The following is an 18,828-nucleotide window of genomic DNA, read 5'->3' as shown; positions in this document are numbered from 1 at the left end:
CCCAGACCCGCCCCCCTCCCCCACGCCCCACCCCGGCGCCGGGCCGGCGGGGGGGGGGGGGGGGGGGGCCCCCCCCCCCCCCCCCCCACCGGGGGTGTGGGGGACGCCCGGAGGCGGTCCCCCACCAAGCACAGCTCGAGCCGATCGCGCGAAGCGCGCCCCATGAGGCCCATGCGGTCAGAGGGAGAGGGCCTTCTTGAGGAAGTCGACCTGAAGAAGGAGCAGGTTCTCCGCCACGACCTCCTGAGGCGTCATGTGCGTAACCCCGGAAAGCGGCAGCACGCTGTGCGCACGCCCCGCCGACAGCAGGGCGGAGGACAGCCGGAGGGTGTGGGCGGCGACGACGTTGTCGTCGGCCAACCCGTGGACGAGCAGGAGCGGCCGCTCAAGCTTGGGAGCGTCGGCGAAGAGCGAGGACTGGTCGTAGACCTCGGGCTGGACCCGGGGGTCGCCCAGGTACCGCTCGGTGTAGCAGGTGTCGTACAGCCGCCAGTCGGTGACCGGCGCGCCGGCGATGGCGGCGTGGAAGACGTCGGGCCGGCGCATGACGGCCAGGGCCGCGAGGTACCCGCCGAAGGACCAGCCGCGGATGGCGACCCGGGACAGGTCGAGGTCGTCGGGGTACTGGGCGGCCACCCCCTGGAGCGCGTCGACCTGGTCGTCGAGGACGGGCCCGGCGAGGTCGTTGAGGACGGCGTGCTCGAAGTCGCGCCCTCGGCCGGGGGTGCCGCGGCCGTCGGCGACGATGACCGCGAAGCCCTGCTCGGCGAACCACTGGCTGGTGAGGTACATGCCGTGCGCGGCCAGCACGCGCTGGGCGTGCGGCCCGCCGTACGGGTCGAGGAGGACGGGCAGCCGCCGGGAGCCGGGCTCGTGCCAGGAGGGGAACAGGACGGCGGTGGCGAGCTCGCGGGTGCCGGAGCGGCCGACGTGGACGCGGAGGTCGAGGCCGGGCCGTTCGGCGTGCGAGGGGATGGGGAGCGCGGTGCCGTCGCGGAGGACGACGGTGCAGGAGACGCCTTCGTTCTCCAGGGTCTGCTCGGTGAGGACGCCGACGCCGCCGGCGAGGCGGCCGGAGTAGACGCCGGAGCGGGTGGAGACGGGCAGGAGGGAGTGGCCGTCCCAGGTCCAGAGCTGGATCTCGGTGGGGTCGCTGCCGCTGGCGCGGAACAGGACGGTGTCGCGGTCGACGTCGAGGACCTCGCGGACGATCAGCGAGGGCGGGGTGACGGGCTTGCCGCCGACGAGGAGCTGGGTGCCGGAGAGCCAGACGAGGCTGCCGTCCTCCAGATGGGCCGGGACGCCGCGGCCGATCTCGACCCACGCCGGGCTGGTCTCTTCGAGGACGAGCTCGGAGGCGCCGGTGGCCGGGTCCACGGTGAACAGGCGCAGCGACTTCTGGTCGCGGGCGAGGGTGACGATGGACAGCGCGTGGCCGTCCCAGGCCGCGTTGGCGAGGTACTCCTGCTCGTACGGCACGCGGACCCGGCTGCCGTCGAGCCCGATGACGAACAGCTCGACGACCGCGTTGTCCGTCCCGGCCGCCGGGTAGCGCTGCTCGACGGCGGGCCGGTCGGGGTTGGCCGGGTCGGCGATGTGCCAGACCTGGACGGGCGCCTCGTCCACCCGGGCGACCAGGAGCGCGTCCCCGGCGGGCGACCACCAGTAGCCGCGCATCCGGTCCATCTCCTCGGCGGCGATGAACTCGGCCAGGCCGTACGTCACGGTCGGGTACTCGGGCACGGCCAGTGCCCGGTCCTCCAGGGTGGCCAGGTCGTGCAGCCGGAGCGCCCCGCCGGAGACGTAGGCGACGTGCCGCCCGTCGCCCGACAGCCGGGGGTCGATGACGCCGCCGGGCGTTTCGAGCTGGGTGCTCTCGCCGGTGAGCAGGTCGGTGACGTAGAGCTCGCCGGAGAGGGCGAAGGCGGCCTTGCGCACGGCCCGGTCGGCCGAGTAGGCGACCACGCCGCCGGCCTGCTCGCGGCTGCGCTCGCGGCGGGCCTTCTCCTCGGGCGGGAGGTTCTCCTCCGAGGGGCCGCCGAGGGTGCGGGGGTCGACGACCAGGCGTTCGAGGCCGCCGGCGGTGTCGAGTTCCCACAGGCAGGTCACCGGGTCGGTGCCGGTGCGGGTGCGGAGGAAGACCACGCGGCCGCCGTCGGGCGCGATGGTGAAGCTCCGGGGCACTCCGAGGGTGAACCGGCGGGTCCGGGCATGCAGGCGCGGGAAGCTCTCACTCATGGGGACAATCCTGCCAGTTCCGCAGGCCAGCTACCCTCGGAGGCATGAGTGATCGACGCTTGCTGCTCGTGCACGCGCATCCCGACGACGAGACGATCGGCACCGGCGCGACGATGGCGAAGTACGCCGCGGAGGGCGCCCACGTCACCCTGGTGACCTGCACGCTGGGGGAGGAGGGCGAGGTGATCCCGCCGGAGCTGGCGCATCTGGCGGCCGACCGCGACGACACCCTGGGCGAGTACCGGATCGGCGAGCTGGCCGCCGCCTGCGAGGCGCTCGGCGTCGAGGACCACCGCTTCCTGGGGGAGCCCGGCCGCTGGCGCGACTCGGGCATGATGGGCGTGGCCTCGAACGACCGGCCGCAGGCGTTCTGGCAGGCCGATCTCGACGAGGCGGCGGGCGAGCTGGTGAAGGTCATCCGCGAGGTGCGCCCGCAGGTGCTGGTCACCTATGACGAGAACGGCTTCTACGGCCATCCCGACCACATCCAGGCGCACCGGGTGGCGTGGCGGGCCACCGAGCTGGCCGCCGATCCGGGCTTCGGCACGGGGGAGCCGTGGCAGATCGCCAAGTTCTACTTCACCGCGGTGCCGAGGTCGGTCATGCGCCGCCAGGCCGAGGCGATGCGGCAGTCGGGCGTCGAGTTCGTCGTCGAGGACGTGGACGACATGCCGTTCGGCTGCTCGGACGAGGTCGTCACGACCGAGGTGGACGCCCGGCCGTACGTCAAGCGCAAGCTCGACGCGATGCGCGCGCACCGCACCCAGATCAGCGTGGACGACCCGTGGTTCGCGCTGTCGAACAACATCGGCCAGGAGGCGCAGGGCGTCGAGCACTTCATCCTCAAGCGGGGCGTGCCGGGGCCGGCCGTCCGGGGGGTGCCGGTCGAGGCCGGCGGGCTCGGCGAGCCGCGCGAGAATGATCTTTTCGCTGGTCTTCCCCACTAAGCTCATCAGGCATGGAGTCCGCGCTGGCCGGAATGGCGTACGGCATGTTGTCGGTGCTCGGCGTCGTCGTCGGGGTGGTCGGCGCGTTCAACCAGGCGTGGCCGCTGGGCGGGTTGCCGGCGGCCGCGGTCGCCTGGGTCCTCACGATCTTCGTGGTCTGCCTGGCGGCGGGCCGGATGATGCGCTCGCGGCTGGGCGCCGCCGCCGTGGCGGCCGGCTGGCTGCTGACCTCGATGCTCTTCGTGGCCCAGCCGGCCGCGGGCGACTACGTCTTCTTCGGTGAGGCGGGCACGGTCTACCTGTACGGCGGGATGGCCGCGGTGGCCGCGGCCTTCCTGTTCGCGCCCGCCTCCAAGGCGATGGTCACTGGCCAGGGGCCGGGGTCAGTTCCGGGATCGACGGCGTCGGAGCCGGAGCCAGACCCTGCGGATCCGCCGCGGCCTGCGGAGCGGGAGCCACGCGAACCACGCCCTTGAGCGCGCCGTTGGCCGCGCACGGGTCGGGCGAGGGGCTGGGCACGGCGAGGGTGATCTTGCCGTCACCGCAGAAGACCAGGCGCTGCGAGGCGGTGGGCGCGGGCAGCGGGCTGGTCAGGCAGACGAAGTAGGTGCAGACGTCGGCCGGTGGCGCGGTGACCTCGGGGTCGGTGGTCGGGCTCGCGCAGTAGTGGTAGCGGAACGGGTTCCATGGCGCGTCGCAGCCCTTGTTCGGGGCGGGCGCGGCGGTCACGGTGATGGTGGTCGCGGGCGCGGTGACGGTGACCGTGGGGGTCGCGGTCACGGTGGCGGTCGCGGTGAACGTCACGGTGGCGGTGACCGAGATCGTCGTGGTCGGCCCCGGCACCGACTGGGTGACCGTCGGGCCGGTGGTCACCGTGGCCGTCGTGGTGGCGGTGGGCGCCACCGTGACCGTGGCGGTGGGCGCGACGGTGACGGTCTTGGTCGGCCAGGGCAGCACCTTGACCGAGATGACGGGCTTGCCGCTGAGCCGGTAGGAGCCCTTGCCGAGCTTCGTGGTCTTCTTCCCGGCGCCGGTGGTCACCGCGAACTCGCTGGTGACGGTCCGGCACGACTTGCCCTTGCAGACCTTCTGCCGCACGGTGAACCGGCCGGCCGCGCCGTACCGGATGGAGACCTCCAGGTAGGAGACGCCCTTCCGCTTCACGACCTTGGTGACCGCGGTGTACTTCGCGGTGGTGGCCGTCGGTGTGGGGGTGGGCGTGCTCACGACCGGCCGGTACGGCGCGCGGGACGTTTCCAGGGGCGGCGTGCCGTACTCGTGGCCGACGGTCTGGGTGCTCGTGACGACCAGCCCGCCTACGGTGGCGAGTGCCATCAGGCCGACCAGTGCGGCGAGGATGAGGAATCTCATGATCCTGCTCTGAGGGGGATTGTCAGGACGGGAGTCATTATCCCGTCATGCCCCCTTCGGTCAATACTGGAGGCGTGCAGAGGCGCTACCGGATCCGGCGTGTCGTCAACTTCGTCAACCTCTCCACCCCGCTCGGCCTGCTGATCGCCGCGGTCGGCGGGGCCAGGCCGACGCCCGGCCCGGACGGGCTCATCCTGGCGTACGGCTACCGCTTCAGATTCCCGATCGCGGGCGCGTTCACCGTGGGGAACGTGGTGCTGACCAGGCGCACCGAACTCGACCTGCGGCTGATCGGGCACGAGGCCCGGCACGCCAGCCAGTGGGCGTGCTGCGCCGGGCTGCCGATGCTGCCGCTGTACCTGCTGGCCATGGCCGCCTCGATGGCGGTCTGCGGCGACCAGGCCTCCTACAACCCGTTCGAGCGGCTGGCCGGGCTCGACGAGGGCGGCTACGAGCGGCGGCAGCCGTGGTGGCGCCGCCGCCCGGCGGCCTAGGGGACGAGCCGGAGGGTGTGCGTCGCGGCGGCGCGCACCTTGTCGGGGCTGGCGAGCATGGGCAGCGTCTCGCCGCGCGCCCACAGCGGCGCCTGGTCCCAGTAGTTGGGGTGGTAGGCGTGTCCGGAGTTGCCGGTCAGGTTGATCCACCGGGAGTTGTCCAGGTCGGCCAGGTCGACCACCATCCGCATGGAGGCGACCGAGGTGACCTCGTAGCCCTGCTGCACGTTCCAGCCGTTGGCGTTGACCGCGTCCTTGCCGCCGGGGGCGCCGAACGGGCCCCGGTTGAAGATCGCCTCGATGGGGGCGATGCCGGAGGTGCCGAGCGACTGGTTGGTCAGCGTGAGGGTGTGCAGGTCGCCCCAGGTGGCGTCCGGGCCGATCTCCTCGTGCGCGTCGACCATGGCCTGGCGCAGGATGTCGGCCTTCTTCTCGGTGTAGGAGGTGGTGGTGTCGTCCCAGAAGGCGTCGTCGGGCCGCTCCAGCAGGGCGCGCACCACCTCGTACCAGCGGTCGCCGCCGGTGGGGCGGGCCGCCTCGGGCAGGTCGTCGTCGAAGGCCAGGCGCAGCAGGTGCCGCCAGACGGCGTTGAAGTAGGCGGCGGGCTTGGAGTCGAGGCTCTGCGTGCCGTCCCAGTCCTTGAGCTGCTCGCGGGCCTGGACGGCGGGTCCGGCCAGCTCGACCTCGGTCAGGTGCGGGATCAGCGTCGAGGCGAACTCGTTGCGGGTGTCGTTCTGGAGCGCGCCCATGGTCTCGGGGCTGATCTTGCCCTTGCCGAGCTCCTGCTCCAGGAGCTCGCGGATGCGCTGGGAGCGGTAGCCGTACGACCAGTCCTTGGTCAGCAGCGGGCCGTACCGGCTGGGGTCGATGACCGCGTTGTTGGCGGTGACGATGAAGCCCGCGGCCGGGTCGGTGAGCGTGGGCAACTGGTCGAAGGGGAGCGGCTCGGGCTTCCAGTCGTACTCGCCGGTCCAGCCGGGCACGGGCGCGGTGCCGTCGCCCTTGAGCCGGACCGGGATGCGGCCCGGCGACTGGTAGCCGATCTGGCCGTCCACGTCGGCGTAGATCAGGTTCTGGGAGGGCACGTCGAACAGCGCGGCGGCGGCGCGGAACTCGTGCCAGTTGCCCGCCTCGTTCATCGCGAAGATCGCGTCGGCGCTGGAGCCGGGGATGAGCGCGGTCCACTGCAGCGCGACCGCGTTGGCGCCCTGCGCGGCCTCGATGCCCATGACCTCGCCGACCAGCGGCCCGTGCACGGTGCTGCGCACCTCCAGCCGGACCGGCTCGCCCCCGGCGACCTTGATCGTCTCGGTGCGGGTCTCCAGCTTGCGGGTGGCGTCCTTGTGCAGGTAGGTGTCGCCTTCGACCTTCTCCAGGAACAGGTCGGCGACGTCGGGCCCGAGGTTGGTGAACCCCCAGGCGATGCGGTCGTTGTGCCCGATGATCACGCCGGGCAGGCCGGAGAAGGTGAACCCGGTCACGTCGTAGGCGCAGTTCTCGGACTTCGCGCGGCAGTGCAGCCCAGCCTGGTACCAGACGCTCGGCATCTGGGCCGACAGGTGCGGGTCGTTGGCCAGGATCGGCTTGCCGGTGGTGGTGTGCTCGCCCGACACTACCCACGAATTGGAGCCGATGCCGTCCCGGTCGGCGGTGCTCATCAGGCTCGGCACCTTCGACAGCAGCTCGGCCGCCGAGGTGATCGCCTTGTCGCCGCCCTGCTCGGGCGCGGCCTGCGGGTCGAAGCGCCCGTTGGTGAGCGCGCCCTGCCCGACGATCGGCGCGTGCCGGTCGAAGGGGTAGCCGGGGAAGAGCTGCGCCACCCGCTCGGCCGGGAGCTTGGTGGCGGCCAGCGCGCGGTCGATCTCGGTCTCCATGTTGGAGCGCAGGTCCCAGGCCATGGCCTTGAGCCAGGCGACGGAGTCCTCGATCTTCCATTCCTCTGGCCGGTAGTCGCCGTTGGTCAGCTTGAGCACCGAGTACTCGAAGCTGCGCGCCGAGGCGTCCTCGTTCCGCTTCAGCCAGGCGTTGACGCCCTTGGCGTAGGACTCCAGGTAGCGCCGGGTGGACTCCTTGAGCTCCGGCACCTCCTGCTCGGCGACGCGCCGCCAGCCCATGGTGCGGATCGCCTTGTCCTGCTCCAGGGTGGCCGGGCCGAACATCTCCGACAGCCGGCCGGAGGTCACGTGCCGGCGGAAGTCCATCTCCCAGAAGCGGTCCTGGGCGTGCACGAAGCCCTGCGCCAGGAAGAGGTCCTCGGCGGTGTCGGCGTAGATGTGCGGCACGCCCGACTTGTCACGGTAGACGTCCACCTTGCCGGTGAGGCCGGGGAGGGAGAGCGTGCCCTCGAACTCCGGGAAGGACTGGCGCACGGTCCAGGTGACCACACCGGCCAGCACCAGCGCGAGCACCACCAGGACGGTCAGGACGCGCGCCAGCCACCGCACCGGCCACGGCATCCACGCGTACGGCCTAACCCTCACGAAAACCTCCCTTGACCTGCGTTTCACCAAGTGTGGCAGGCCGAAGGTACTGCTTGGTACGGGGCCGGGCTCAGCGCCAGACCTGGCCCTCCGGGGTGTCGGCCACGTGCACGCCGAGCTCCGCGAGCTCCTCCCGCAACCGGTCCGCGGCGGCCCAGTCCCGGCCCTCGCGGGCGCGTTCGCGGGCGGCCAGGAGCTCGGCGCCGCCGGGCGGGAGCGAGCGCACCTTGCCGATCTCGGTGGACAGGTCGAGGCCGAGCAGGTGGTCGAGCTGGAGGAAGGTCTCGAACTTGGCGCCGGGGGAGACCGCGTCGGCCTTCTCCAGCTCGCGCAGCACCCGCAGGGCGGCCGGGGTGTCGAGGTCGTCCTCGAAGGCGGCCTCCGCCTGCCGTACGGACTCGGTGTGCAGGGGGGCGGAGGGCGACTCGGCCCACTCGGCCACCCGCGCCCGCCAGCGGCGCAGCGTGCGGTCGGCGGCGCGCAGGGTGTCCCAGGTGAGGTTCATCTGCTGCCGGTAGCGGTGCTCCAGGAAGGCCAGCCGTACGGCCAGCGGATCGAGCCCGGCCTCGGCCACGTCGGACAGCAGCACGACGTTGCCGGTGGACTTGGCCATCTTGCGCCCGTCGAACAGCAGGTGCTCGCCGTGCACCCAGTGCCGCACGACCTCCTTGCCCGCGGCGCTGTCGGACTGGGCGCGCTCGTCCTCGTGGTGCGGGAAGCGCAGGTCGATGCCGCCGGTGTGCAGGTCGATGTGGTCGCCCAGGAACTCCAGCGACATGGCCGAGCACTCGATGTGCCAGCCGGGGAAGCCGGTGCCGCCCCACGGCGTCTCCCACACCAGCTCGCGGTGCGAGTGCTTCCACAGCGCCCAATCGGCGTGGAAGCGCTTGCGGGGGTCGACGCCCTCCACGCGGTGGCCGGGCTGGAGTGCGTCGAGCCGGTTGCCGGAGATCTCGCCGTAGCCGGGGAAGGTCTCGGCGGCGAAGAACACCGAGCCGTCCGGCACCGCGTAGGCGTGGCCCTTCTCCATCAGCTTGACGATCAGCTCGATCATCAGGTCGATGGTCTCGGTGGCGCGCGGCGTGTGGTCCGGCGGGCGCAGGTTGAGCGCGGCGGTGTCGCGGCGGAAGGCGTCCTCGTAGAAGCGGGCGATCTCCATGCTGGAGCGGCCCTCGGCCCTGGCCTGCGCGGCGACCTTGTCCTCGCCGATCTCCGCGTCGTCGACCAGGTGGCCCACGTCGGTGATGTTCTGGCAGACCTCGACCCGCGCCCGGCGGCGTTCGAGCACCCGCCGGATCAGGTCGGACAGCAGGTAGGAGCGGAGATTGCCGACGTGCGCGTAGCGGTAGACCGTGGGGCCGCAGGTGTACATGCGCACCACGCGGCCCCCGGGGACCTCCTGGACCTGCCGAGCGCGAGTGTCGTAGATCCGCAACATGCCTTCGAGACTATGCGGGGATCATTCGCCGAGGAAACCCAGGATGTCCCGGTCGCCGCGCTCGCGCAGCCGCGCGACCACCTCCTCGCGCCCGGTGACCTCGGGAAGCCCGATGCGCGAGCCGATCAGCCGCATGGCCTCCGCCTCCGACTGCACCGGCGCGGTGTAGCCGATCAGGTGCAGCGCCCGGTTGAGCGGCGGCAGCCCGGGCGGGGCGGCCGGCAGGAACCGGGTCAGCAGCTCGCCGCCGTCGGAGACGGTCAGGAAGACGTGGTCGCCGTCGGCCGCCTTGAACTCCGCCAGCACGTTCCTGATCGAGCCCATCGTCGGCTGGTTGTGCCAGGAGATCACCACGTCGCCGGAGGGCGCCGAGGCGGTCAGCGACCCGCCCGGCGCCATCCCCAGGTAGGCGGCGAAGCCGGTGGGCAGCGGCGAGCCGGAGCCGCGCAGGTGCTCGGAGTTGATGTCCACCCGGTGCCACCAGCGCCCGTCGCGGGAGCGGAAGCTCCGCCGCGTCTCGGAGACGTCCTTGCGCGGCTGGTACGGCTCCGCCGCCTCGCCCGAGGGCGAGGTGCCGGCCACCCGCACCCAGCCGCGCTGCGTGCGCTCGAAGCCCGGCCCGCCCGCGTAGGCGCGCACCGAGCTCTCGCTGACGTCGTAGCGTCCGGTCAGGTTGGTGACGATGGTGCTGATGGACGCCTCGCCGCCGGCCCGCTCGATCTCGCGGGCGATCATCTCCCTGATGCCGAGGTACTCGTCGCCGCCCCACCGGGTCAGCCCGTACTTGTTCCGGTCCACCCGCAGGAAGCGGTCGTCGGCGGTGAGCTGGTTGCGGATGCCGACCAGCGAGTAGTCCTCGCCGATGCGCTCCTGGATCTCCTCGGGCGACAGCGGGTCGCCGGAGACCGCCAGCACCGCCTCGGCCTTCTCGTTGATCGAGCGCGGCCAGGGCACCACGTGCTCCTCGAAGACCCGCAGGTTCGGGACGGCGAGGATCCACCGTTCCGCCACGTCCTCGCGGATGCCGAGCTGGGCCACCACGCCGACCGCCTCGGAGATCGGCCGCGGCCCGTCGGCGAACAGTTGCCGGGTCTTCTCCCGCAGCTCGTCCGCGCCGCCCGCGACCAGCCAGCCGTCGGCCTGCTCGTAGCCGGTCAGCAGGGTCCGCACGAAGCGCCAGGCCGGGATGCCCAGCGTGCTCAGGTCCTCGCGGTGCCACGGCACCGCCGCGGCCAGATCGTCGGCCGGTACGGCGGAGCCCAGCCGCCCGCGCAGCCAGGTCACGTGCGCCACCAGCGGCACGGCCTCCGGCGAGGCCAGCCAGCTCTCCACATGGTCGCGCAGGTCGCGCTCGATCTGCCGGATGCGCTCGCGGGTGACGTTGAAGCGCTGGGCCAGCTCGTCCAGCGTGACGCGGGAGGCGGCGTAGAGCCGGTCGCGGGCGATGGCCCGCTGCCGCTCGTCGAGGTCGGTGAAGACCTCGTCCACCAGCTCGGGCAGCGGCCGGTCGGGCCGGGCGGCCCTGACCTGCGCGGCCTGCGACGGCGGTTCGAGCAGCCGCTCGAAGACGTCGAGGAAGAGCTTCTGGACCACGTCGCGGCCGAGCGACTCGGGCGTGCGCTCGCTCTCGGCGGGGTCGGACAGCCGCAGCAGCGGCAGGATGTCGCCGATCTGCAGGTGTCCCCAGCAGGCCACTGCCAGGTCGGCCAGGTGGTCGGCCACCGCCTGCGTGCCGATGAGGGCGCACGCGCGGTCGAAGGGGACCGCCTGCCACCACGCATCGGGCAGGTCGGCGTCTTCCGCGATCGGCGCGATCTGACCGGGGGAGGTCCAGCGCACCGGCGGCGCGAGGTCGCTCAGGCTGAGATTCATCGGGGTCCAACCGGCAAAGGAGAGATATCCGCAGTTCAGGGTATGTGATTACAAAGAGAGAAATGGGCTCCCTCGCCCATAATGGGAGATATACAGCAACGACCTCGCCCGGGTGCATGCCACGAACAGCACGCTACGCTCGCGCAGCAGCGCGCGCGCACGGGCACCCGGCTCCACCGGCGGCGGATCCGGAACGACACCCTCCGCGACTCCGTAGAGCGCGACACGATCGAATTCCAGGCCTTTCAGCCCGTGGAAGCTGGTCACCAGCACCCCCAGCCCGTCCAGCGCCCGCCGCCCGGCCCTGACCAGCGCCGTGGTGCGCGCCGCCGCGGCGATCTGCCCCGGGCGCACCCCCTCGGCCAGCCAGCCGCGCACGGTCGTCGCCAGCCCGGCCAGCTCGGCCTCAGCCGACTCGTACCGGCGGATCATCGGCCGCTCGCCGTGCCGGGCCGCCCGGTAGCCGCCGAGCCCGGCGACCCCCTTGACCAGCCCGTTCGCCGGACCACCCCCGCGCAGCCTGACGCCGAAGGACAGCAGCTCCTGCGGCAGCCGGTAGGAGATGCGCAGCGAGTGCTGCACCGCGTGGATGCCCAGCGACTCCAGGGAGACCCGGTTCTCGGTCACCCGCTGGTGCGGGTCGCCCACCACGAACAGGTCGTCGGCCCCGCGCGGCGCCGCCGCGCGCAGCAGCCGCCACTGCGCCGGGCTGACGTCCTGCCCCTCGTCCACCACCACGTGCCGGTACGGCTTGCGCACCTCGCCCCGGCCGCTGGAGACGTCGGCGTCGAGCAGATCGCCCACCGGCATGTCGAGCAGCCCCGCCGCCTCCTCGGCCAGCGCGGTCAGGCTGCGTGCCCCGGGCCCGGCCAGCACCGGCTGGCGGCCCTCGGCGTCGGCCACGACGCGCAGCGCCAGATGGTCCGGGTTCTCCACGTCGATGCGCTTGCGCACGATCGCGTCCTCGATGAGCAGGTCGAGCCGCCGGCTCAGCTCCTCCCGCAAACCCTGCGAGAAGGTCACCAGCAACACCCGGCCCTCGCCGTGCTGGGCCAGGTGGGCGGCGCGGTGCAACGCGATGAGGGTCTTGCCCGTGCCCGCCGCCCCGGTCACCAGCACCGGGTGCCGCCAGCCGGTCGTGCGGGCCAGCCGGTGCTGCGGCGGGTGCAGGAAGACACCCCAGTCCGGCGCGTCCAGCAGCCGCTCCAGCGCGGCCAGGCTGTCCACGAACACCGCCCGGTCCGGGCTGCGGCGCAACGCCGCGTAGAAATCCTCCGGGTCGACCTCGCCCGGCTCCTCCTCGACCGCGCGGCACTCGTCCAGCTCGCGCCACGCCTCCGACATCGACCCGCCCACAGCCAGCACGGCCAGCGGGCGGTGCTGCGTCGGCGGCAGGTACGGCTCGACCGCCTCGACGTCGGCCTCGGTGGTGATGTGCCGGACCAGCGGCAGGATCCGCACGTCCAGGCCGAGCGCGAGCAGGTCGCCGTCGCAGATCGGGTCGAACAGCCGTGACGCGCCCGCGCTGCGGCGAAGCGCCGGCTCCACCCGCTCCAGCGCCTCGGCGTCCCATTCCTCGACGACGCCGATGACCGGGTTGATGCCGTAGCGGCGGCGGACCGCCGTCTCCCACGCCGCCGCGTCGGGCAGCACGGTCAGCAGCCAGTAGACGTCGCGCTGCCGTACCACCACCCCGCGCACGCCCTCGGCCAGCCGCAACGTCGCCACCCGCGGATCGTGCCCGCCGCGCACCCGCTCGGCGTGCGGCGAACCCGGCGCGTTGTGCAGGAAGCGCCGCAACGCGGCCAGCACCTCCCGGCGCGCGGAAGGGGCCAGCGCCCCCAGCGCGCCAGGGAGGTCGGGTCCGATCGCGAGCCGCGGCATCTCGGGATCAGTCCAGCAGGCCGAGCAGGTCGCGGTCTCCGCGTTCGCGAAGCCTGGTCTGGAGATCGGCCAGCCCCACCGGGCCGGTCATCCCGATCCGGGTGGCGATCACCCGGGCCGCCTGGTCCAGCGTGCCGCCCGGCGCGGTGTAGCCGACCAGGCGCAACGCCTTGGTGATCGGCTCGGCGCCCTCGGAGGCCACCGGCAGGTGCCGGGCCCGCAACACGCCCTCGTCGGACAGGGTCAGGAACAGGTGGCCGCCCTCCTTGGCGCCGACGTCCTGCAACAGCCGGCCGACCGACTCCAGGGCCGGGCGGGCGTGCCAGCTCAGCGTCAGCTCACCCGCCGCGCTCCTGACCGTACGGCGCTCGCCCGGGTTCAGGCCCAGGTAGGCGGCGAAGCCGCTGGGCAGCGGGCACTCGCCGCCGCTGAGCTGCTCGGCGGTCACGTCCACCCGCAGCCACCACCGGCCGTCCGGCTGGCGGAAGCAGCGCTTGGTCAGCGAGACGTCCTTCAACGGCTTGGACGGCTGCGCCGCCGCGGCCGCCTGGGCGAACTGCGGGGCCGCAGAAGCGAAGTGCGGGGGCGCGGCCGCGACGGCCGGGGCCAGCACCGGGGCCTCCGCGTGCTGCGGCTCCGGCGGGGCGTGCTCCTTGCCGTCCGGCTTGCCGAAGAACGACGGGCGCGACGGCGGCGGGTCGCCCGCCTTCAGCGCGGCCAGCACGAAGTGCCAGGCCGGGACCTCCAGGGGGCGGATCTCCAGCCGGTGCCAGTCGGCGGCGGCCAGCAGCTCCTCCTCCGACGGCGACGCGCCGAATCTGGCGCGCAGGCCGTCCAGGTGCTCGCGCAGCGGCTCCGCCTCCGGGGAGGCCAGCCAGTCGTCCAGCCGCTTGCGCAGGCCCGCCTCCACCGACTGCAGGTCCGCCGGGGGGACGGCGAACAGCTTGGCGAGCTGCTCCAGTTGGGAGGGGGCGTTGGTGAACACCCGGTTCTGGGCCACCGCCCAGGTCTTGTCGTCCAGCCCGGCGAACGCGGCCTCCACCAGCTCGCGCAGGGCGTTGCCGTCCGCTTGGCGCTCGACCACCACGAGCGCCGGATCCGGCACCATCCCCGGCCCGGACTCCACACCGGCACTCTCCGACTTCTCGGCCCTCTCGACCGGAGCCTCGTCACCCTGCGCTTCGTCACCCTGCGGCTCGTCAGGCTGCGGCTCGGCGGGGTGGGGCGTGTCGGGGTGAGGCTCGTGAAGCGGCGCCTGCTCCAGCGGTGGCTGCTCAAGCTGGGGCTCGTCGACCCGAGCCTCCTCGGCCACCGGCTGGGCCTCCGCAACGGGGGCCTCGTCAGCCGCCCCCCCGCGGTGCTCAGCTTCGTCGGCCGCTTGGTGGCGTCGCTCGGCCGCCGCCTCAGCTTCGTCAGCCGGCTGGTCGTGGCGCTCGGCCACCGCCTCGGGCTCCTCGGCCTCCCGGTCGGCCCCCGCCTCCGCCTGAGGCCCGGCCTCGGCGTGGAGGGCGGGCGCGGCCTGAAGGGGTGCCGGGGCCCGGCCGGGCTCCTCGGTGGGCGCCGGCTCGGGCTCGGGGGCCGGGGTGGGCTCGGGAGCGGCCTCGGCGGCGAGCGCGGCGGCACCCGCCACGGGCTCGAGCTCCACGGGCCGCTCAGCCACGACGGGGCGCTCGGCCTCCACCGGCTGCTCGGCCACCGCAGGCTGCTCGGCCACCGCGGGCCGTTCGGGGGCGGCGGACGGGAGGCGGGGGGCGAGCCGTACCAAGGTCGCCCCGAACAACGTGTTGAGCACCGCCCGCGCCTGGATGAACGGCTGGTCCACCAGCTCACGGCTCGTCAGGGCGAGCAGTCCCGTCCAGGACCCGGCCCGGTCGAGGGCGATGGCCACGTGGGGCTCGTCGGCCTCGTCCGGGTCGAGGACGTGCAGGGCGGGCAGCACGTCGCCGATGGCGGCGGCGGGCCAGTGCTCCAGGGCGATCTCGGTCAGCAGTTCGCCCAGCGACTCGGGCCCGATGGCGGCCAGCACGTGCGGCATGGGCAGTGAGCGCCACCAGGCGTCGGGCAGTTCGGGCTGCCCGGTGAGGAGTGTGATCGTGGACGCGTCGCTCCACCTCAGCGGTGGTACGAGGTCACTCAGACAGAAGTTCATCCCGTTCCGTTCACCAGCCCCTCACGCCGCGACCGCGGCGCAGCCGTACTCTTGCCGCCCACGGAACAGACCATAGTCTGGCAAAACACCCATGTGCATCATGGACTACGCATCAGCGCCGGACGGCGGCGAAGCGTAGGCGGACGTAGTCCGCCATCCATCCGGTCTCCCGTCGCAGGGCCGGGGCGGCGAGCTCGTTGACCCGCCTGAGCAGCGGCTCCACGAGTTCAGGTGGAAGGCCCGCGAGCAGCCCGGCGGCGAACACGCGGACCCAGTCGGCAGCGCCTCCGGGGCACTCGTCGAGCGGGGTGGGACGGTCGAAGTATTCCAGGATGCGCACCACGAATCCATGCTTCTCCAACCGCGCGGCATATTCCGCCGGTGTGGGGAAATACCACGGCAACTCCGGTTCGGGCAGGCCGTACTCGCGCCAGGCGGTGGACATCGCGGCGGTGAGCTCCGCGCAGTTGCCCGCCCCGCCCATCTCGGCGACGAACCGGCCCCCCGGCACCAGCGCCTCCCGCACGTTGGCGATCACCATGTCGGGGTCGCGGTTCATCCAGTGCAGGGCGGCATTGGAGAAAACGGCGTCATAGGGCTGGGCGACGGAGAAGTCGTGCCCGTCGCCGATGATGAAATCGATCCCCGGGAACTGCGCCAGCGCTTTCTCGATCATGGCTGCCGACCCGTCGATGCCGAGCACCTGCGCGCCCCGCCCGGCGATCTCCGCGGTCAGCACCCCCGTGCCGCAGCCCAGGTCGAGCACGCGCTCGCCGGGCTGCGGGTCGAGCAGCTCGACCAGGGGCGCACCCTTGGCCGAGACGTAACCGAAACTGCTGTCGTAGGCGCGACTGTTCCACCGCATCAAACTCGGTGTGTCGTATCGCAAGACAATCAGCTCACATTCTGAGACGTGGACCCCCTGTGGCCTCACTGTAAAGCGTGAATGTCTCTACGACATATCAGTCACTCCTGTATCAGCGGGTGACTTTTCCCCACTCCGCCTTCAGATAGCTTTTCGCGGCGTCGGTCTGCGGAACGGACAGCAGCACGGGCGGCCCGGGCGCGGCGGGCAGCTTGGCCGCCTGCTCGGTGTCGAGCGTGCCCTTCATGAGCATCGCCTCGGCGCGCGCCGGCCGGGCGAAGCCCTTCTGCAGCAGGTTCTGGCCCTCGTCGGAGAACAGGAACTCCTGCCAGAGCCGGGCCGCCGCCGGGTGCGGGGCGTTCTTGTTGATCGCCTGGACGTAGTAGGCGCCGAGGGCCCCGTCCTTGGGGATGGTCACCTTCCAGGCCTCGGGGTCGGCGGCCGCGCGAGCGGCGTTGACGTGGTCCCAGTCGACCACCGCGTCCGCCTTGTTCGGCTCGGCCATCTTGCCCTTCATCCGGGCGAACAGCTCCACCCCCTCGCTGGGCCGCGGCACGCCGCTGCGCAGCGAGGCGGCCATCACGCCGTAGAACCCGGCCGCCTCCTGCAGCGGGTTCCCGGCGAGCGCCACGGTGTAGCCGGGCTTGGCCAGATCGGCGAAGGAGACCGGCGGCGTGGTCACCTTGCGCGGGTTGTAGCCGATGGACATGTACCCGCCGTAGCTGGCGTACCAGGCGCCGTCGGGCTGCTTCACCTCGTCCGGCAGGTCGTGCCAGCCCTGGACCTTGTAGGGCGCGAAGCGGGCGGCGTTGGCCACCGCCACGTCCAGGCTGAGCTCCACCGCGTCCGGTTTGAGCTGGTCGAGGGCCTCGATCTGCCGCTTGCTGCTGGCGGTCGGCTCGAGCTCGTTGACCTTGATCCCGTACCGGTCCGCGAAGGTGTCGATGACCTCGCCGTAGTTCACCCAGTCGCGGGGGAGGGCGATCAGGTTGAGCTGCCCCTCCTTCTTGGCCGCCTCGGCCAGCCGCTCCATCGAGGCGAAGCCGTCCTTCATCGAGGCGGCGCGCACGTTGACCGGAGTCAGCGCCTGCTGGGGCGCGCTCGCCGTTCCGCAGCCCGCGGCCGCGACCAGGAACGCGCACGCCAGAACGTGCCGTATGGCTCCTTCACTTCGTTCAGTCACACATCGAATACTTACCGTTCACTTCGCACAGGTCGAGGAGGCACGACCTTGGCCGCCACCAGCGTTTCCTCCGCGATGAGCACCAGCGTGCCGTCCCTTTTCCGTACGGCGAGCACCCCGTCGTCCCAGGATTCGAGCACGCCTACCGCGTCGGTGAGGCCTTCTGGCACTCTTCTTCTGGTGGTCACCCGGGCGCCCACATCAGCGGGCGTGATGGCGACGACAAGCCGAGCAGCCATGGAGTTTTGACCACCCTCCGTTCCCGACACCTGGCGCGCACGGCAATACTAGGCGTGTAGCAAACCGCGGTCGAAGTCGTGAAGGAGCTCGAGGTGACCTACGTCATCGCGCAGCCTTGCGTGGACGTGCTGGACAAGGCGTGCATCGAGGAATGCCCCGTTGATTGCATCTACGAGGGCGAGCGCATGCTTTACATCCACCCCGACGAGTGTGTGGACTGCGGCGCGTGCGAACCGGTCTGCCCGGTCGAGGCCATCTTCTATGAAGACGACCTGCCGGAGCAGTGGAAGGACTTCTACAAGGCGAACGTGGAGTTCTTCGACGACCTGGGCTCGCCCGGTGGCGCGTCCAAGGTCGGAAAGATCGACAAGGACCACGCCGTGGTGTCCGCGCTGCCGCCGCAGGCCGAGGAGCACTGACCCCAGCACGCCGCGACGCCGGGCCGGAAGGCTCGGCGCTGAGGCGTGACCGTGCCGGTTCCTCCCCGCCGAGGCCCCGGCAGTCCGGCGACCCCCGATCCCGGCCCGCGCCGCGCCGGGAGCCGCCCGAACCGGCCGCCGTCCGGCCGGAAGCCCGTACCTGGAGAGCGTCGTGAACAACCTGCCCGACTTCCCGTGGGACCGGCTGGAGCCGTACAAGGCCCGAGCCCTGGCGCACCCGGGCGGGATCGTCGACCTGTCGGTCGGCACGCCCGTCGACCCGGTGCCCGCCGTGGTCCAGGAGGCGCTGGTCGCGGCGGCCGACAGCCCCGGCTACCCGCTGACCCACGGCACGCCCGCGCTGCGCGAGGCGGCGGCCGGCTGGCTGGCCCGCCGGCACGGCGTCACGGTCGACCCGGCCGCGGTGCTGCCGCTGATCGGCTCCAAGGAGTTCGTGGCCTGGCTGCCGACCTACCTGCGCTCGGCCCACGTGGTGCTGCCCGAGCTGGCCTACCCGACCTACGACGTCGGCGCCCGCCTGGCCGGGGCCCGCGCGAGCGCCACCGACGGCCTGCTGGCCCTCGGCCCCGAGCGGGTGGACCTGGTCTGGGTGAACTCGCCGTCCAACCCGACCGGCCGCGTGCTGCCCGCCGAGCACCTGCGCAAGGTCGTCGCCTGGGCCCGCGAGCGCGGCGCGGTCGTCGCCTCCGACGAGTGCTACCTGGAGCTCGGCTGGGAGGAGCAGCCGATCTCGGTCCTGCACCCCGACGTCTGCGACGGCTCCCACGAGGGCCTGCTCGCGGTGCACTCGCTCTCCAAGCGCTCCAACCTGGCCGGCTACCGCGCCGGGTTCGTCACCGGCGACCCGGTGCTGGTCAAGCGGCTGCTGGAGATCCGCAAGCACGCCGGCATGCTGATGCCCGCGCCGGTGCAGGCGGCCATGACCGCGGCGCTGGCCGACGACGCCCACGCCGACGAGCAGCGCGAGCGCTACGCCGCCCGGCGCGCGATCCTGCGCCCGGCCCTGGAGAAGGCAGGCTGGCGGGTGGACCACTCGACCGCCGGGCTCTACCTCTGGGCGTCGAACGGCGAGGACTGCTGGCAGCAGGTCGGACAACTCGCCGATCTCGGTATTTTGGCCGCCCCCGGGGATTTTTACGGTGTAGCCGGCAGGTCGCATATCCGAATTGCCGTAACGGCGACTGACGAACGGATCAGTGCGGCGGTCTCCCGACTCCAGTAATATCC

General features: G+C 72.4%; 15 protein-coding genes. 5 read left to right on the top strand and 10 right to left on the bottom strand.

Going from position 1 to position 18,828, the window contains the following annotated elements; all coding sequences use genetic code 11:
• Window positions 1-177 precede the first annotated feature (177 nt).
• On the bottom strand, window positions 178-2,238 hold the full coding sequence (locus tag AB0I67_RS31260; RefSeq protein WP_357930707.1) for a prolyl oligopeptidase family serine peptidase: 2,061 nt from the start codon (window positions 2,236-2,238) through the stop codon (window positions 178-180).
• A 44-nt stretch (window positions 2,239-2,282) separates the two neighbouring features.
• Between AB0I67_RS31260 and mshB the strand changes: the two genes are divergently transcribed.
• Together mshB and AB0I67_RS31250 are read left to right on the top strand one after the other, a co-directional pair.
• Window positions 2,283-3,185, top strand: coding sequence for an N-acetyl-1-D-myo-inositol-2-amino-2-deoxy-alpha-D-glucopyranoside deacetylase (gene mshB, locus AB0I67_RS31255; RefSeq protein ID WP_357930704.1), 903 nt, complete (start codon window positions 2,283-2,285; stop codon window positions 3,183-3,185).
• Window positions 3,186-3,196: 11 nt separating this feature from the next.
• Complete coding sequence (locus AB0I67_RS31250) at window positions 3,197-3,661, top strand: DUF6113 family protein (protein WP_357930702.1); 465 nt, start codon at window positions 3,197-3,199, stop codon at window positions 3,659-3,661.
• On the opposite strand, the gene AB0I67_RS31245 is transcribed toward AB0I67_RS31250, so the two are convergent.
• On the bottom strand, window positions 3,549-4,556 hold the full coding sequence (locus tag AB0I67_RS31245) for a hypothetical protein (protein WP_357930699.1): 1,008 nt from the start codon (window positions 4,554-4,556) through the stop codon (window positions 3,549-3,551). The two genes, AB0I67_RS31250 and AB0I67_RS31245, sit on opposite strands and share 113 nt — an antisense overlap.
• 74 nt (window positions 4,557-4,630) lie before the next feature.
• Here AB0I67_RS31245 and AB0I67_RS31240 point away from each other — a divergent pair, with 74 nt between their 5' ends.
• On the top strand, window positions 4,631-5,050 hold the full coding sequence (locus AB0I67_RS31240; protein WP_357930697.1) for a hypothetical protein: 420 nt from the start codon (window positions 4,631-4,633) through the stop codon (window positions 5,048-5,050).
• Here the strand turns inward: AB0I67_RS31240 and AB0I67_RS31235 are convergent.
• From AB0I67_RS31235 to AB0I67_RS31200, 8 genes are all read right to left on the bottom strand, one after another.
• A complete protein-coding gene (locus AB0I67_RS31235) occupies window positions 5,047-7,506 on the bottom strand; it encodes a penicillin acylase family protein (protein WP_357930839.1) in 2,460 nt (819 codons plus the stop codon). The two genes, AB0I67_RS31240 and AB0I67_RS31235, sit on opposite strands and share 4 nt — an antisense overlap.
• A 94-nt stretch (window positions 7,507-7,600) precedes the next feature.
• Window positions 7,601-8,968: a cysteine--tRNA ligase gene (gene cysS, locus AB0I67_RS31230; RefSeq protein WP_357930694.1), complete on the bottom strand. Its 1,368-nt coding sequence runs from the start codon at window positions 8,966-8,968 to the stop codon at window positions 7,601-7,603.
• Window positions 8,969-8,989: 21 nt separating this feature from the next.
• Window positions 8,990-10,840: a sigma factor-like helix-turn-helix DNA-binding protein gene (locus tag AB0I67_RS31225; RefSeq protein ID WP_357930692.1), complete on the bottom strand. Its 1,851-nt coding sequence runs from the start codon at window positions 10,838-10,840 to the stop codon at window positions 8,990-8,992.
• A gap of 48 nt (window positions 10,841-10,888) precedes the next feature.
• Window positions 10,889-12,724 (bottom strand): UvrD-helicase domain-containing protein, encoded by a 1,836-nt coding sequence (locus tag AB0I67_RS31220; protein WP_357930689.1) that lies wholly within the window; start codon window positions 12,722-12,724, stop codon window positions 10,889-10,891.
• Window positions 12,725-12,731: 7 nt separating this feature from the next.
• Window positions 12,732-14,873, bottom strand: a complete 2,142-nt coding sequence (locus AB0I67_RS31215) for a hypothetical protein (RefSeq protein ID WP_357930686.1) — start codon at window positions 14,871-14,873, stop codon at window positions 12,732-12,734.
• Window positions 14,874-14,985: 112 nt separating this feature from the next.
• Window positions 14,986-15,738, bottom strand: a complete 753-nt coding sequence (locus AB0I67_RS31210) for a methyltransferase domain-containing protein (RefSeq protein ID WP_357930684.1) — start codon at window positions 15,736-15,738, stop codon at window positions 14,986-14,988.
• Between the two features lie 112 nt (window positions 15,739-15,850).
• Window positions 15,851-16,921: an ABC transporter substrate-binding protein gene (locus AB0I67_RS31205; RefSeq protein ID WP_357930681.1), complete on the bottom strand. Its 1,071-nt coding sequence runs from the start codon at window positions 16,919-16,921 to the stop codon at window positions 15,851-15,853.
• Between the two features lie 11 nt (window positions 16,922-16,932).
• Window positions 16,933-17,160 (bottom strand): hypothetical protein, encoded by a 228-nt coding sequence (locus AB0I67_RS31200; RefSeq protein WP_357930679.1) that lies wholly within the window; start codon window positions 17,158-17,160, stop codon window positions 16,933-16,935.
• A 93-nt stretch (window positions 17,161-17,253) separates the two neighbouring features.
• Here AB0I67_RS31200 and fdxA point away from each other — a divergent pair, with 93 nt between their 5' ends.
• On the top strand, window positions 17,254-17,580 hold the full coding sequence (gene fdxA, locus AB0I67_RS31195) for a ferredoxin (protein ID WP_357930676.1): 327 nt from the start codon (window positions 17,254-17,256) through the stop codon (window positions 17,578-17,580).
• Between the two features lie 172 nt (window positions 17,581-17,752).
• Entirely contained in the window at window positions 17,753-18,823 is a 1,071-nt protein-coding gene (dapC, locus tag AB0I67_RS31190) for a succinyldiaminopimelate transaminase (protein WP_357930673.1), read from the top strand.
• The last annotated feature ends 5 nt before the right edge of the window (window positions 18,824-18,828 follow it).

It is taken from the genome of Nonomuraea sp. NPDC050310, from assembly GCF_040655795.1.
Taxonomy (GTDB): Bacteria; Actinomycetota; Actinomycetes; order Streptosporangiales; family Streptosporangiaceae; genus Nonomuraea.
Note: the sequence above shows the minus strand (reverse complement) of the source record. Positions and strands in the feature narration are given on the sequence as shown.

Excerpts from the sequence above, each read along its gene's own strand:
- AB0I67_RS31260 (WP_357930707.1), bottom strand. The coding sequence starts at position 2,238 with ATGAGTGAGAGCTTCCCGCGCCTGCATGCCCGGACCCGCCGGTTCACC.
- mshB (WP_357930704.1), top strand. The coding sequence starts at position 2,283 with ATGAGTGATCGACGCTTGCTGCTCGTGCACGCGCATCCCGACGACGAG.
- AB0I67_RS31250 (WP_357930702.1), top strand. The coding sequence starts at position 3,197 with ATGGAGTCCGCGCTGGCCGGAATGGCGTACGGCATGTTGTCGGTGCTC.
- AB0I67_RS31245 (WP_357930699.1), bottom strand. The coding sequence starts at position 4,556 with ATGAGATTCCTCATCCTCGCCGCACTGGTCGGCCTGATGGCACTCGCC.
- AB0I67_RS31235 (WP_357930839.1), bottom strand. The coding sequence starts at position 7,506 with ATGCCGTGGCCGGTGCGGTGGCTGGCGCGCGTCCTGACCGTCCTGGTG.
- cysS (WP_357930694.1), bottom strand. The coding sequence starts at position 8,968 with ATGTTGCGGATCTACGACACTCGCGCTCGGCAGGTCCAGGAGGTCCCC.
- AB0I67_RS31225 (WP_357930692.1), bottom strand. The coding sequence starts at position 10,840 with ATGAATCTCAGCCTGAGCGACCTCGCGCCGCCGGTGCGCTGGACCTCC.
- AB0I67_RS31220 (WP_357930689.1), bottom strand. The coding sequence starts at position 12,724 with ATGCCGCGGCTCGCGATCGGACCCGACCTCCCTGGCGCGCTGGGGGCG.
- AB0I67_RS31215 (WP_357930686.1), bottom strand. The coding sequence starts at position 14,873 with ATGAACTTCTGTCTGAGTGACCTCGTACCACCGCTGAGGTGGAGCGAC.
- AB0I67_RS31210 (WP_357930684.1), bottom strand. The coding sequence starts at position 15,738 with ATGCGGTGGAACAGTCGCGCCTACGACAGCAGTTTCGGTTACGTCTCG.
- AB0I67_RS31200 (WP_357930679.1), bottom strand. The coding sequence starts at position 17,160 with ATGGCTGCTCGGCTTGTCGTCGCCATCACGCCCGCTGATGTGGGCGCC.